At 42.5% G+C, this 13,949-nt stretch carries 14 protein-coding genes and 5 tRNA genes; all 19 read left to right on the forward strand.

Translation table 11 applies throughout. From position 1 onward, the window contains the following. The first annotated feature begins 17 nt into the window (after window positions 1-17). The 19 genes from obgE (at window position 18) to rpoB (ending at window position 13,885) form a co-directional block, all read left to right on the forward strand. Entirely contained in the window at window positions 18-1,013 is a 996-nt protein-coding gene (obgE, locus tag B0I27_RS00215) for a GTPase ObgE (RefSeq protein WP_106290225.1), read from the forward strand. Window positions 1,014-1,170: 157 nt separating this feature from the next. Further along, window positions 1,171-2,115 (forward strand): ComEA family DNA-binding protein, encoded by a 945-nt coding sequence (locus B0I27_RS00220; RefSeq protein WP_106290227.1) that lies wholly within the window; start codon window positions 1,171-1,173, stop codon window positions 2,113-2,115. Continuing rightward, window positions 2,108-2,635 (forward strand): adenine phosphoribosyltransferase, encoded by a 528-nt coding sequence (locus B0I27_RS00225; protein ID WP_106290229.1) that lies wholly within the window; start codon window positions 2,108-2,110, stop codon window positions 2,633-2,635. Before B0I27_RS00220 ends, B0I27_RS00225 begins: the two co-directional genes overlap by 8 nt. Before the next feature lie 655 nt (window positions 2,636-3,290). Further along, window positions 3,291-3,482 carry a 30S ribosomal protein S21 gene (gene rpsU / locus B0I27_RS00230; protein WP_106290231.1) on the forward strand — a complete coding sequence of 64 codons (192 nt, stop codon included), beginning with the start codon at window positions 3,291-3,293 and terminating at the stop codon, window positions 3,480-3,482. 68 nt (window positions 3,483-3,550) lie between these two features. Then, window positions 3,551-4,429, forward strand: coding sequence for a tyrosine-type recombinase/integrase (locus B0I27_RS00235; RefSeq protein WP_106290233.1), 879 nt, complete (start codon window positions 3,551-3,553; stop codon window positions 4,427-4,429). A gap of 13 nt (window positions 4,430-4,442) precedes the next feature. After that, entirely contained in the window at window positions 4,443-4,790 is a 348-nt protein-coding gene (gene hpf / locus B0I27_RS00240) for a ribosome hibernation-promoting factor, HPF/YfiA family (RefSeq protein WP_106290235.1), read from the forward strand. 253 nt (window positions 4,791-5,043) lie between these two features. Then, window positions 5,044-5,119 (forward strand) — tRNA-Thr (locus B0I27_RS00245). A 32-nt stretch (window positions 5,120-5,151) separates the two neighbouring features. Further along, a tRNA-Tyr gene (locus B0I27_RS00250) sits at window positions 5,152-5,232 on the forward strand. Window positions 5,233-5,320: 88 nt separating this feature from the next. Beyond that, window positions 5,321-5,396 (forward strand) — tRNA-Gly (locus B0I27_RS00255). Between the two features lie 84 nt (window positions 5,397-5,480). Further along, window positions 5,481-5,552, forward strand: a tRNA-Thr gene (locus tag B0I27_RS00260). Between the two features lie 62 nt (window positions 5,553-5,614). Next, on the forward strand, window positions 5,615-6,802 hold the full coding sequence (gene tuf, locus B0I27_RS00265; protein WP_106290237.1) for an elongation factor Tu: 1,188 nt from the start codon (window positions 5,615-5,617) through the stop codon (window positions 6,800-6,802). A gap of 102 nt (window positions 6,803-6,904) precedes the next feature. Further along, window positions 6,905-6,975 (forward strand) — tRNA-Trp (locus tag B0I27_RS00270). Between the two features lie 15 nt (window positions 6,976-6,990). Further along, window positions 6,991-7,188: a preprotein translocase subunit SecE gene (gene secE, locus B0I27_RS00275; RefSeq protein WP_106290239.1), complete on the forward strand. Its 198-nt coding sequence runs from the start codon at window positions 6,991-6,993 to the stop codon at window positions 7,186-7,188. A gap of 12 nt (window positions 7,189-7,200) precedes the next feature. Then, on the forward strand, window positions 7,201-7,743 hold the full coding sequence (gene nusG, locus B0I27_RS00280) for a transcription termination/antitermination protein NusG (RefSeq protein ID WP_106291163.1): 543 nt from the start codon (window positions 7,201-7,203) through the stop codon (window positions 7,741-7,743). 70 nt (window positions 7,744-7,813) lie between these two features. After that, window positions 7,814-8,257: a 50S ribosomal protein L11 gene (rplK, locus tag B0I27_RS00285; RefSeq protein ID WP_106290241.1), complete on the forward strand. Its 444-nt coding sequence runs from the start codon at window positions 7,814-7,816 to the stop codon at window positions 8,255-8,257. A gap of 20 nt (window positions 8,258-8,277) precedes the next feature. After that, window positions 8,278-8,976, forward strand: coding sequence for a 50S ribosomal protein L1 (gene rplA / locus B0I27_RS00290; RefSeq protein WP_106290243.1), 699 nt, complete (start codon window positions 8,278-8,280; stop codon window positions 8,974-8,976). A gap of 2 nt (window positions 8,977-8,978) precedes the next feature. Further along, entirely contained in the window at window positions 8,979-9,497 is a 519-nt protein-coding gene (rplJ, locus tag B0I27_RS00295; RefSeq protein ID WP_106290245.1) for a 50S ribosomal protein L10, read from the forward strand. Window positions 9,498-9,554: 57 nt separating this feature from the next. Continuing rightward, a complete protein-coding gene (gene rplL / locus B0I27_RS00300; protein WP_106290247.1) occupies window positions 9,555-9,932 on the forward strand; it encodes a 50S ribosomal protein L7/L12 in 378 nt (125 codons plus the stop codon). Between the two features lie 146 nt (window positions 9,933-10,078). Continuing rightward, window positions 10,079-13,885 (forward strand): DNA-directed RNA polymerase subunit beta, encoded by a 3,807-nt coding sequence (gene rpoB, locus B0I27_RS00305; protein WP_106290249.1) that lies wholly within the window; start codon window positions 10,079-10,081, stop codon window positions 13,883-13,885. Window positions 13,886-13,949 lie beyond the last annotated feature (64 nt).

Consider the following 13,949-nt stretch of genomic DNA (forward strand, 5'->3'; position numbering starts at 1 on the left):
TTTTCAAATATTACGGTATGTCCCAGGGTTCCAACTTTGTTGATTATGTGAAGATATGTTGTCGCTCTGGTCGTGGTGGTGCAGGTTCTGCGCACTTACACCGCGACATTCTGACCTCTAAAGGAGGTCCGGACGGTGGTGATGGCGGCAGAGGCGGACACGTTATCCTGAAGGGTAACAGTCAGCTCTGGACGATGCTTCATCTGAAATACCGTAAGCATGTGATTGCCGGCGACGGAGAATCTGGCGGAAGTTCGTTGAGAAGCGGGAAAACGGGAAGGGACGAATTTCTGGAGGTGCCTCTTGGTACCATTGCGAAAGATGCGGAGACCGGGGAGATCTTATTTGAAATTACGGCTGACGGCCAAACGGAGATATTGACCAGCGGTGGTCGGGGAGGGCTGGGTAACTGGCATTTCAAATCTTCAACACAGCAAACTCCCAGGTTTGCACAGCCTGGTGAAACGGGGCAGGAGCAGTGGATGATCCTGGAATTGAAGGTGCTTGCGGACGTTGGATTAGTAGGTTTTCCGAATGCAGGTAAATCAACTCTTTTGTCGGTCGTCTCTGCTGCTAAGCCCGAAATAGCGGATTACGCTTTTACTACACTCGTTCCGAATCTGGGGATCGTTTCTTATCGTGATAACCGATCCTTTGTAATGGCCGATATTCCGGGAATCATCGAAGGTGCTTCTCAGGGTAAAGGATTGGGACTTCGGTTCCTTCGCCATATCGAGCGGAACTCGGTTCTGCTTTTCATGGTGCCTGCTGATACTAACAGAACCATTGAGCAGGAGTATAGTATTCTGCTTTCAGAACTGGAAGATTATAATCCGGAGCTGATGCATAAACCGAGAATTCTGGCGATAAGTAAGTCGGACGTTCTGGATGAAGAACTGATGGAAGAAATGAAGCAGGAACTTCCTGCCGGAGTTCCTTATGTCTTTATATCTTCTGTAGCGCAAAAAGGCATACAGGAGTTGAAAGACCTTCTTTGGAAATCGATAGTATAATCCGATAGAAGCGGGCGCAATTCAAATGTCGCTGCAGTCGATTTTACAAGTATACATGAGGGCTTCCTAATAAGGAGCCCTTTATTTTTTTAGCTTTTTTTTCTGACGCATTTTTGTTTATATGTTTGGTCTGACATTGCGCTAACCTTATCATGTTATGAACAAGTGGCTAAATGCAGTTTTCGGTTTCAGCAAGAAAGAGCAGAACGGACTGATTGTATTGTGTATCCTAATTCTATTGGTCCTTTTTATACCGGTAATATATAAGGCCGAATCCAAAGACGATGTGGCCGATCTGGAAGATCTTTCCTTTGAGCAGCATGTAACCAAGGGCGGAGGAATTGGGAGGCATTCTGAAGGCTTGGCTAAGGGAGATCGATTACGCAGCAGAAGCGGCGACAATGGCCGATTTCGGAAGCATGTAACCAAACAGCTGTTTCCTTTCAATCCTAACCATCTTCCTGCGGAGCAATGGCGAAAGCTTGGGCTAACCGACAGGCAAATCAAAGTCATTCACAATTATGAGAGCAAGGGCGGATCGTTCAGACGAAGGGAAGATCTGCGAAAAATCTACTCCATTAGCGAAGTCTCTTATCGGGAGCTAGCACCCTATATCGAGATCCCGGAGGTTGAAAAATCATTTTTTACCAAAGCGAGTCCTTATCCGGATCAAAAGGCCCGGGAAGGAAAGAAGGTAATCCGCATTATTGAGCTTAATTCAGCGGATTCAGCCGCTCTTGTTGAAGTAAGAGGCATAGGCCCCGTTCTTGCTTCCCGAATACTTCAATACCGAAACCGGCTAGGTGGATTCCGCGAAGTGGGTCAGCTCCGCGAGGTATTTGGTATTGATTCTGTTCGGTACGGAGAAATTGTCGGTCAGTTGGCCGTCGACAGTTCAGCTTTACGGAAAATTTACATCAATCGGGTCGGGTTCGATGAGCTGAAGACGTTTCCCTATCTCAGGTATAAGCAGATGAATGCGATCATTCAGTACCGAAAACAACATGGGAAATACGTATCTATCAAAGACCTGACGAAGATCAATATCCTGGATGCTGAAATTTTGCGTAAAATTGCACCTTATTTGATTTTTGATGATTAGCACGAAGATACAGTCTGTAATAAGAGATATACACGATTTTCCGAAGCCCGGAATTGTTTTTAAGGATGTTACTCCGATTTTTAAGGATGCCGGATTATGTTTGGAGATCGTAGATGCCTTTGCTGATCAGCTCTCGGGCTTAGAAATTGATGTAGTTGCGGGAGTGGAGAGCCGGGGATTTCTGTTCGGACTGATGCTTGCTGCGAAGTTAAACGTTCCTTTTGTGCCAGTGAGGAAGCCCGGCAAGTTACCCTTTAGCATTGTGAAGAAGTCGTATGAGCTGGAGTATGGGTCGGCTACTATTGAAATGCATACGGATGCCATCGAACCGGGAAACAGGGTGTTGGTGCACGATGATCTGCTGGCGACAGGCGGAACAGCAGTTGCTGCATCGGAGCTGATCCAGGAGCTTGGGGGTGTTGTAGCAGGTTATGCTTTTGTGATTAACCTTGACTTTTTGAAAGGGAGTGAGAGATTAAGGGAGTTCTCTCCGAATATTGTGAGTTTGGCAAGTTATTAAGCCATTCAATTGTTTCTTCCAACAGGCTCGTATCCGGCCTGGTCGCTGTCATAAAGTTGTATTCTTTAGTGCTACAAATATCTTTCATTTGTATTGAAAGAAACGTTCAATTATGATAGGGCAGGATACAATCGCATCAGTGATCAATTCACAGCGAGACACTTTCATTAAAGAGAGATATGGGTTTTCAGCGCGACGTATTGGAAAAAATACCTTTTCAGATTCGTATCTTCACAAAAGATAACCTTTTGTCCATATGGTCCCTGCCCATGAATTTTTAGTGCGATAAGAGGAGCAACGCCTTGCAGGGGTGGTTTAATGATCTATTGAAAGCGTATTAAAAAGGAAAGCCGCTACTGTGCAGTATCGGCCCCTTATCAACAAACTCAAACTCAAAACAAACTTTTTCTCTTATACTCAGATTGCTGGCTGAAGTATAAGCTTTTAATCCTCTCAATGATTATACAACAAAGGTAATGCCGGCGCGGTGTAAGCGGAATGACCGGGGTCATTTATGACTGAGATTGAAATCATATTTCGTAAGATTAGCGGAGATGAATTTCGACGTCTGATTATTTGCAGATCAATGTTTTAGTTTCAGAAAAATTCCTTACTTTTGCAGTCCTTTAAAAAGCGAAAGGAGGTATATTAGCAGATGATTATTATCAACGTAAAAGATGGCGAGTCTTTAGATAAAGCCCTTAAACGATTCAAGAAGAAATTTGAGAAAACCGGAGTATTAAGAGAACTACGTAGCCGTCAGGCATACGAGAAGAAATCAATTACCCGCCGTACTACCGTTAAACGTGCAGTATACAAACAAACCCTTAACCAGGATGTAGTTTAATTTCTTTATAAATTTTAACCCGAAAACTATTTGTATATTGCATTTTTGTAATACGCAAATAGTTTTTGATGTTTATAACCAGGTTTAGCCATCATATTGAGTTTGAAAAGCGGTTTTCGAAGCATACGATCTCGGCTTATTTGCAGGACCTGAGTCAGTTCGAATCTTTCCTATCTTCGAATGAGCTGGACTTCGATTCGGTTACACATCGGGATATCAGAACCTGGCTGGTTGGCCTCATGGCAGATTCCGGACCACGGACTGTAAACAGAAAGCTCTCCTCTCTGCGGGCTTTTTATAAATTCCTAAATAGGGAAGGTCTCTCTACGGCCAATCCCCTAGTTCAAATCAAAGCCTTAAAGACTCCCAAGCGTTTGCCTGTGGCCTTGCATCAGAATGATCTGAACCAGCTTCTAGATCATCATGATTATTTTTCACAGGATTTCGGGGGGCTACGGGACAGGCTCGTTATTGAGTTTCTGTTTGGTACCGGAATCAGGCTTGCCGAGCTGCTTGGCGTGCGGGAGAGTGACATTAATTTTTATGAACAGACGGTGCTTGTAAATGGAAAGCGTAATAAACAACGTATTATTCCGTTGAACAAGACATTGATTGAGTTAATAACTCATTATATTAAGGAAAAACATACGCAGGGTTTCAGTTGTTGCTCTGATGTGTTGATCTTAACTGATAAGGGGAAAGCAGCGTATTCCGGGCTAATTTATAGGATCGTAACGAAGCATTTATCCTATATCACGAGTAAGGAGAAGAAGAGTCCGCATATTTTACGCCACTCATTTGCTACCAACCTGCTTGATAATGGAGCCGATCTTAATTCGGTAAAGGAGTTGCTCGGACATTCAAGTCTCGCGTCGACGCAGGTCTATACCCATACAACAGTTGAGAAGTTGAAAACAATTTATAAACAAGCCCATCCAAAGGCTTAAAAAAGGAGGTCAAATGAAAATCAGTATCCAGTCAATCCATTTCACTGCAGACAAAAAATTGTTGGCATTTATTCAGAAGAAAGCAGATAAACTAGATCAGATGTCGGATCAGATCATAAGCGGGGAGATTTATCTAAAGCTGGAGAACACGGTTAATGAGGAGAATAAAATCACCGAGATTAAGATTATCATGCCGGGAACTCAGTTATTCGCTAAGGAGCAGTGTAAAACCTTTGAGGAAGCAACGGATCTGGCTATCGAGTCATTAAAGCGCCAGATTGACAAGCATAAAGTAAGGTCGAAACCACATTTGAGTAACCATAAAGTGGACCGGGAGATCTTAGAGATAGAAGAGGATTAGGCTAAGTCAGAGCTAAATTCGTAAGTATCCGGCAGTTACAAAACTGCCGGATTTTTTTTTCAAAAAAATTTTGACGGATGTGTATTTTATGTAGATTTGCAAACCCTTTCAAAGAGGCTCTAAACGTAGAGAATCACACAGAAAAGGTAGTTCTTTAAAAGTTGAAATTTTATTTTTGAATTTAAAAAGTATTCATATCTTTGCAGCCCATTAACGATTAAGTTAATGCTTGTGAAGAACGAGAATAAAATAAGCCTCCTTAGCTCAGCTGGTAGAGCAACTGACTTGTAATCAGTAGGTCATTGGTTCGATCCCGATAGGAGGCTCCAGGTTGGAGATTATAATGATCGACAATCAGGCTGGGGGGATACCAGAGCGGTCAAATGGGACGGACTGTAAATCCGTTGCTTCGGCTACGAAGGTTCGAATCCTTCTCCCCCCACCGAAATCTTAGATTTTGAAGTTTGCGTTTCTCCAGGGAATCGGAACTTTAAAATCCGGGAGGGAAAATTTGGAAAGAATTAAAATAAGCGGAAGTAGCTCAGTTGGTAGAGCGATAGCCTTCCAAGCTATAGGTCGCGAGTTCGAACCTCGTCTTCCGCTCCATTTTAACAATAAGCAGTCGGCAGTATGCCGTTTGCAGTTTTGTGTTTCAGGGTTATGGGAAACGAACTGCGGACTGACTGATAAGCCGATGTAGCTCAGCGGTAGAGCACTTCCTTGGTAAGGAAGAGGTCATGGGTTCAAGTCCCATCATTGGCTCGGTTAAGGTATATAATCAAATACAATAAAAATAAAATTAACCTACTAATTAGTATAAAAAAATGGCAAAAGAAAAATTTGACCGCAGCAAGCCGCACTTAAATATCGGTACAATCGGTCACGTTGACCACGGTAAAACTACTCTTACTGCAGCTATCACTAAAGTATTAGCTGATGCTGGTTTGTCTGAGGTCCGTTCATTTGATTCAATTGACTCTGCTCCTGAAGAGAAAGAGAGAGGTATCACTATCAATACATCACACGTTGAGTATTCAACAGCAAACCGTCACTACGCACACGTTGACTGTCCAGGTCACGCGGATTACGTAAAGAACATGGTTACTGGTGCTGCTCAGATGGACGGTGCAATCCTTGTGGTTGCTTCTACTGATGGTCCTATGCCACAAACTCGTGAGCACATCCTGTTGGCTCGCCAGGTAGGTGTACCAGCTCTTGTTGTTTTCATGAACAAGGTTGACATGGTAGATGATCCTGAGTTGTTAGAATTAGTTGAAATGGAAATCCGTGAACTATTATCTTTCTACGATTTCCCTGGTGATGATATTCCAGTTATCCAAGGATCTGCTTTAGGTGGATTGAACGGAGATGACAAATGGGTTGGTAAGATCATGGAGTTAATGGACGCTGTAGATAACTACATCCCAATTCCTCCACGTTTGACAGAACTTCCTTTCCTTATGCCTGTTGAGGACGTATTCTCGATCACTGGTCGTGGTACTGTTGCAACTGGTCGTATCGAGAGAGGTGTAATCAACTCCGGTGAGCCTGTTGAAATCTTAGGTATGGGTGCAGAAAATCTTAAATCAACTGTAACAGGTGTTGAGATGTTCCGTAAGATCCTTGACAGAGGTGAAGCTGGTGACAACGTAGGTTTATTGCTACGTGGTATTGAGAAAACTGATATCCGTCGTGGTATGGTTATCTGTAAGCCAGGTTCAGTAACTCCTCACACAGATTTCAAAGCTGAGGTTTACGTATTATCAAAGGCTGAAGGTGGACGTCACACTCCTTTCTTCAACAAATACCGTCCTCAGTTCTACTTCCGTACAACAGACGTAACTGGTGAGATTTCACTAGGAGAAGGTGTTGAAATGGTTATGCCTGGTGATAACGTTACAATCACTGTACAGTTAATCAACGCTATCGCAATGGAAAAAGGACTTCGTTTCGCTATCCGTGAAGGTGGTAGAACAGTAGGTGCTGGTCAGGTAACTGAAATCTTAAAATAATCAGAACAGGCTTTAGGGCTTATTCAGAGAAATAAAAAGCAAAATACTCAGGTTCTCCTGAGTATTTTGTTCTAAAAAGTCAACTGCTTAATCAGTTGTTATACGGGCATAGTTCAATGGTAGAATAGAGGTCTCCAAAACCTTTGATCAGGGTTCGAATCCTTGTGCCCGTGCTAAAGTTTGCAAATATGGCTAACGTAGTTGAGTTTCTTAAAGATTCATATGAGGAAATGACCCAAAGGGTGTCATGGCCGACATGGGCTGAGCTGCAGAATTCTGCAGTGATCGTCCTGGTTGCCTCAGTTATTATCGCTCTTTTAGTTTTGGCGATGGATGAATCGGTAGGTAACTTATTGAAGTTATTTTATAGATCAGTTGCTAACTAAATGAGTGCTATTATGAGTGATCAGCTGAAGTGGTATGTTGTACGTGCAGTTAGTGGCAAAGAAAAAAAGGTAAAGCAGTATCTTGAAGCCGAGATTAACCGTCTTGGTATTTCTCATTTATTACCTCAGGTGTTGATCCCTATGGAGAAATACTATCAGATGAGGGATGGAAAAAAAATAGCTAAAGAACGTAATTATTACCCAGGATATGTTTTGATTGAAGCCGTGTTGGACGGTGAATTGGAACATATTATTAAAAATATAAACAGTGTTATCGGTTTCCTTGGAGACAAGGGTGGTAATGCTGTTCCAATGCGCCCTGCAGAGGTGAACCGGATACTTGGTAAGGTAGACGAGATGACTCAGCAGAGTGAAACAATGAATGTTCCTTATTACGTTGGTGAAAACGTCAAGGTAATGGATGGTCCATTCAATGGGTTTACAGGTGTTATTGAAGAAGTTAATGAAGAGAAGAAGAAGCTTAAGGTCATGGTTAAGATCTTTGGTCGCCGTACTCCTCTCGAACTTAACTACATGCAGGTAGAGAAAGAATAATTATTCTATAAGAACTTAAATGTTACAGCTTCCAACTTACTAACATTGAGTAATAAATAAATAAACAAAAATGGCAAAAGAGGTCAGTGCGTTAGTAAAATTACAGATCAAAGGTGGCGCCGCAAATCCATCACCTCCAGTAGGACCTGCATTGGGTGCTAAGGGTGTGAATATCATGGAGTTTTGCAAGCAATTCAATGCTCGTACCCAAGATAAGCCAGGTAAAGTATTACCGGTTGTAATTACAGTCTATGCTGATAAGTCATTTGATTTTATCATTAAAACTCCTCCGGTAGCAATCCAGTTGATGGAAGCTACAGGTTTAAAGAGTGGTTCGGCAGAATCAAACCGTAAAAAGGTTGCTTCTGTAACCTGGGAACAGGTAGCGACTATTGCTAATGATAAAATGCCTGACTTAAACGCCTTCACTGTAGAGTCTGCTATGAGAATGGTGGCCGGTACAGCACGTAGTATGGGAATTACCGTTTCTGGTAATGCACCCTGGAACAGTTAATTAATTAAATCAGTTAAGAAGTGGCTAGATTATCAAAAAATCAAAAGAAGGCACTCTCCAAAATTGAGGTTGGAAAGGCGTATTCTTTACAAGATGCTTCGGCACTTGTTAAGGAAATCACGACGACCAAATTTGATGCTTCAGTAGATATCGACGTTCGTTTAGGCGTAGATCCTCGTAAAGCAAATCAGATGGTTCGTGGTATCGCGACCCTTCCTCATGGTACAGGTAAGACTGTTCGTGTTTTGGCTTTAGTAACTCCTGATAAGGAAGAAGAAGCTAAGGCAGCCGGAGCAGACTTTGTGGGTCTGGACGAGTATATTTCTAAAATAGAGGGTGGATGGACCGACGTGGATATCATCATCACCATGCCTAGTGTTATGGCAAAAGTAGGTAGACTTGGACGTATTTTAGGTCCGCGTAACCTGATGCCGAACCCTAAGTCTGGAACTGTAACTACCGAAGTTGGTAAAGCAGTAACAGATGTAAAGGCTGGTAAGATCGATTTCAAAGTTGACAAAACCGGTATCATCCATACGTCAATAGGAAAGGCATCTTTCAGTGCTGATAAGATCTACGATAATGCTTTAGAAGTAATTCAGACATTGTCAAGATTAAAACCGTCAGCAGCTAAAGGAACATATTTCAAGAGTATTCATATCTCTTCAACTATGTCTCCTGGAATCCAGGTTGAAACTAAATCAGTAGGGGGAATCTAATCATGAGAAAAGAAGAGAAACAAGAAATTGTTCAGTCCCTTACCGAACAGATTAAAGAATACGGTAATTTCTACATCACCGATACTTCAAATCTTTCAGTAGCTAAAGTAAATGCGATTCGTCGTAAGTTTTTTGATAGCGGAATTTCGATTCAGGTTGCAAAGAACACGCTGATCCGTAAAGCGATGGAAGGTGCAGGAGTAGATGCTGCTGAATTTGTCGATGTGTTAAAAGGTTCTTCTACCATCATCTTCACAAGCGTAGCAAATGCGCCTGCGAAATTGATCAAGGAATTAAGAAGAACTGGTGATAAGCCGCTTATTAAGGGTGCTTACATAGACAGTGCCGTATTTGTCGGTGACAATCAGTTAGACGCACTTGCAACGCTTAAATCGAAAGAAGAGCTTGTTGGTGAGATTATCGGATTACTGCAGTCTCCTGCGAAGAATGTTATCTCCGGACTTAAGTCTGGTGGTGCTACGATCGCCGGATTAGTTAAAACATTACAAGAAAGAGGTTAAGTAGGACACCTGTAAGTTCTTACACATAAAAAAGTATTATATTAAAATTTAAATACAATGGCAGATTTAAAAGCGTTTGCTGAACAATTAGTAAACTTAACTGTAAAAGAAGTTAACGAATTAGCTCAGATCCTAAAAGATGAATATGGTATAGAGCCTGCTGCTGCTGCAGTAGCAGTTGCTGCTCCTGCTGCTGGTGATGGACCTGCTGCTGCTGAAGAAAAAACAGCGTTCGACGTGATCCTTAAAGAAGCTGGTGGTCAGAAATTAGCTGTTGTTAAATTGGTAAAAGACCTTACTGGTCTTGGTCTGAAAGAAGCTAAAGACTTAGTTGACGGTGCACCAAAAGAATTGAAAACTGGTGTTACTAAAGACGAAGCTGAAGCTCTTAAGAAACAATTAGAAGAAGCAGGAGCTGTAGTTGAGGTTAAATAATTTCTCAACTCAATAATTTTATACTTTAGACTCCGGTTTTCGCCGGGGTCTATTGTTGTTTGTATTATACCCAAGTTGTCCGACTTGCAACAAGGGCATAGATGCCTAAAGAAGTCACAGTTTTGATAAACTAAAATCGTAATCCATTGGCAACCAAAAATCAAAGCGAAAGAATAAACTTTGCAACCAGCAGACACGTAATCGATTATCCCGATTTCCTGGATGTTCAACTGCAATCTTTCAGGGAGTTTTTTCAGCTCGAAACTACTTCTGACAACCGTCACCAGGAAGGATTGTTTAAGGTTTTTGCTGAGAACTTTCCGATCTCTGACTCAAGAAACATCTTCGTTTTGGAGTTTCTTGATTATTTCATAGATCCGCCCCGTTATGACATACAGGAATGTATTGAGCGTGGTTTAACTTATAGCGTTCCTTTAAAAGCCAAATTGCGCTTATCATGTAACGATGAAGAGCATGAGGATTTTGAAACAATAGTACAGGATGTTTATTTGGGTACCATCCCATATATGACACCTAAAGGTACTTTTGTTATCAATGGTGCAGAGCGTGTAATTGTATCTCAGCTGCACAGATCCCCGGGTGTGTTCTTCGGCCAGAGCCGTCACACGAACGGAAGTAAGTTATACTCCGCCCGTGTAATACCTTTTAAAGGTTCCTGGATCGAGTTTGCGACTGACGTAAACAACGTCATGTATGCTTACATCGACCGTAAGAAAAAGTTCCCTGTAACTACATTGCTTCGTGCAATTGGTTATGATTCGGATAAAGATATTCTTGAGTTATTTGAGCTTGCTGATGAGGTTAAGGTTAGTAAATCAGGCTTAAAGAAATTTATTGGCCGCAGACTTGCTGCAAGGGTTCTTAAGAAGTGGGTAGAAGACTTTGTGGATGAGGATACTGGTGAGGTTGTTTCTATCGACCGAAATGAGATCATCCTTGAGCGCGAGACTGTTCTCGATGAAAACCACATCGATATGATCATTGATGCGGGTGTTAAGAGTGTAATCCTGACGAAGGAAGATGCTTCTAATAACGCGGATTATTCGATTATCTACAATACTCTGCAGAAAGATACTTCCAATTCGGAAAAAGAAGCGGTAGAGCATATCTATCGTCAGCTTCGTAATGCAGAACCACCTGATGAAGAAACAGCGCGTGGTATTATTGACCGCCTTTTCTTCTCAGATAAGAGATATGATCTGGGTGATGTTGGTCGTTACCGCATCAACCGTAAGCTTAAACTTAGTACATCGGAAGAAACTAAGGTGCTTACAAAGGATGATATCATTGCTATCGTTAAATACCTGATCAAACTGATCAACTCTAAAGCTGAGGTGGATGATATTGACCACTTATCAAACCGTCGCGTACGTACGGTAGGTGAGCAGTTATATGCCCAGTTTGGTGTTGGTTTGGCGCGTATGGCGAGAACAATCCGTGAGCGTATGAACATTCGTGATAACGAAGTATTCACGCCTACTGATCTGATCAACGCGCGTACGTTGTCATCGGTAATCAACTCTTTCTTTGGTACCAACCAGTTGTCTCAGTTTATGGATCAAACCAATCCACTTGCTGAGATCACCCATAAGCGCCGTTTGTCGGCCTTAGGTCCCGGTGGTCTTTCCAGAGAGCGTGCTGGTTTCGAGGTTCGTGACGTTCACTATACTCACTATGGTCGTCTTTGTACTATTGAAACTCCGGAAGGTCCGAATATCGGTCTGATTTCGTCTCTTTGTGTACATGCGAAGATCAACAATTTAGGATTCATTGAAACTCCTTACCGTAAGGTTGACAATGGCCGGGTTGTAGTGGAAGAACCTGTTATCTATTTGTCGGCTGAAGATGAGGATGGTAAAACCATCGCTCAGGCTAATGCTCACTATAATGGAGAGGGTATCTTCGAAACTCCAAAAGTTAAGGCTCGTTTTGAAGGTGACTTCCCGGTAATTGAGCCGGAAAGACTTGATCTGATCGACGTTGCTCCTAACCAGATCACGTCTATCGCGGCTTCATTGATTCCGTTCCTTGAGCATGATGATGCTAACCGTGCCCTGATGGGTTCGAACATGCAGCGTCAGGCAGTACCGTTACTTCGTCCGGAAGCTCCTGTAGTAGGTACAGGTCTTGAAGGAAGGGTTGCGCGTGACTCCCGTACGCTTATCAACGCTGAAGGTCCCGGTGTGGTTGAGTACGTAGACGCAAATGAGATCCGTATTATCTATGATCGTAATGATGACGATAGATTGGTTTCATTTGACGGAGAATCTAAATCATACAGCTTAATTAAATTTAAGAAAACCAACCAGAGCACTTGTATCAACCTGAAGCCTATCGTAAAGAAAGGTCAGCGTGTTGATAAAGGCCAGGTACTTTGTGAGGGATATGCAACTCAGGATGGAGAATTAGCATTGGGTAGAAACTTGAAAGTGGCTTTCATGCCTTGGCAGGGTTTCAACTTTGAGGATGCGATTGTTATCTCTGAGCGTGTTGTTTCTCAGGATATATTCACTTCACTTCACATTGAAGAGTTCGAGCTTGAGGTTCGTGACACGAAGCGTGGAGAGGAAGAACTGACTCCGGATATTCCTAACGTTTCGGAAGAAGCAACTAAGGACCTTGACGAGAATGGTATCATTCGCGTAGGTGCTGAGGTTAAGGAAGGTGATATCCTGATCGGTAAGATTACACCTAAGGGTGAGTCTGATCCTTCACCGGAAGAAAAACTTCTTCGTGCAATCTTTGGTGACAAGGCAGGTGATGTAAAAGATGCTTCATTGAAAACTCCTCCTTCTATTAAGGGTGTTGTTATCGATACCAAGCTTTTCTCACGTGCTAAGAAAACATCGAAAGCAGAAGAGAAGGCTCAACTTGAGAAATTAGATAATTCTCATAACAGGGCTGTTAAAAGTCTGAAGGAAAGCCTTATCGACAAGTTGTTTACTATTGTGAATGGCAAGACTTCTCAGGGAGTGTTCAATGTTTACAAAGAGCTTCTTGTACCTAAGGGCGCGAAGTTTACTCAGAAGATGCTGACAGAGCTTGAGTTTGCGAACATCAATCCTACGAAATGGACGACTGATGAGGACAAAAACGAACTGATTAAAGCATTACTGCACAACTACAATATCAAACTTAACGAAGAGCTTGGTGCTTACAAGAGAGATAAGTTTGCGATTAGTGTAGGGGATGAGCTTCCTTCGGGAATCGTTCAGATGGCTAAAGTTTATATCGCCAAAAAGCGTAAGCTTAAAGTTGGAGATAAAATGGCGGGTCGTCACGGAAACAAGGGTATTGTTGCGAGAATTGTTCGTGACGAAGACATGCCGTTCCTGGAAGACGGAACGCCGGTTGACATCGTTCTTAACCCATTAGGGGTACCTTCACGTATGAACCTTGGACAGATTTACGAGACTGTTCTTGGATGGGCAGGTAAGGAACTGGGACTTAAGTTTGCGACTCCAATCTTTGATGGTGCGAGCCATCACGAGGTTGAGGAGTGGATCTCTAAGGCTAAACTTCCGCCTTCTGGTCGTACATACTTATACAACGGATTAACAGGTGATCGTTTCGATCAGCCAACGACAGTAGGTATTATCTACATGCTGAAACTTGGACACATGGTTGATGACAAGATGCACGCACGTTCAATTGGACCATACTCATTAATTACGCAACAGCCTTTGGGTGGTAAAGCTCAGTTCGGTGGTCAGCGTTTCGGTGAGATGGAGGTTTGGGCACTTGAGGCATTTGGTGCAGCGAACATTCTGCAAGAGATACTAACCGTTAAGTCGGATGATGTGGTAGGCCGTGCGAAAACTTATGAAGCGATTGTTAAGGGCGAAACCCTTCCAACTCCTTCAGTTCCTGAATCATTCAACGTATTGGTTCATGAGTTAAGAGGTTTAGGTTTAGATATCACGTTAGATTAGTTAAAAGTTTAAAGCTGGAAGCGGACTGATCTGCTTCCGGCCTTATACTTTACACTTTTAACTT

It is taken from the genome of Arcticibacter pallidicorallinus (assembly GCF_003002875.1).
GTDB classification, from domain to species: Bacteria; Bacteroidota; Bacteroidia; order Sphingobacteriales; family Sphingobacteriaceae; genus Arcticibacter; species Arcticibacter pallidicorallinus.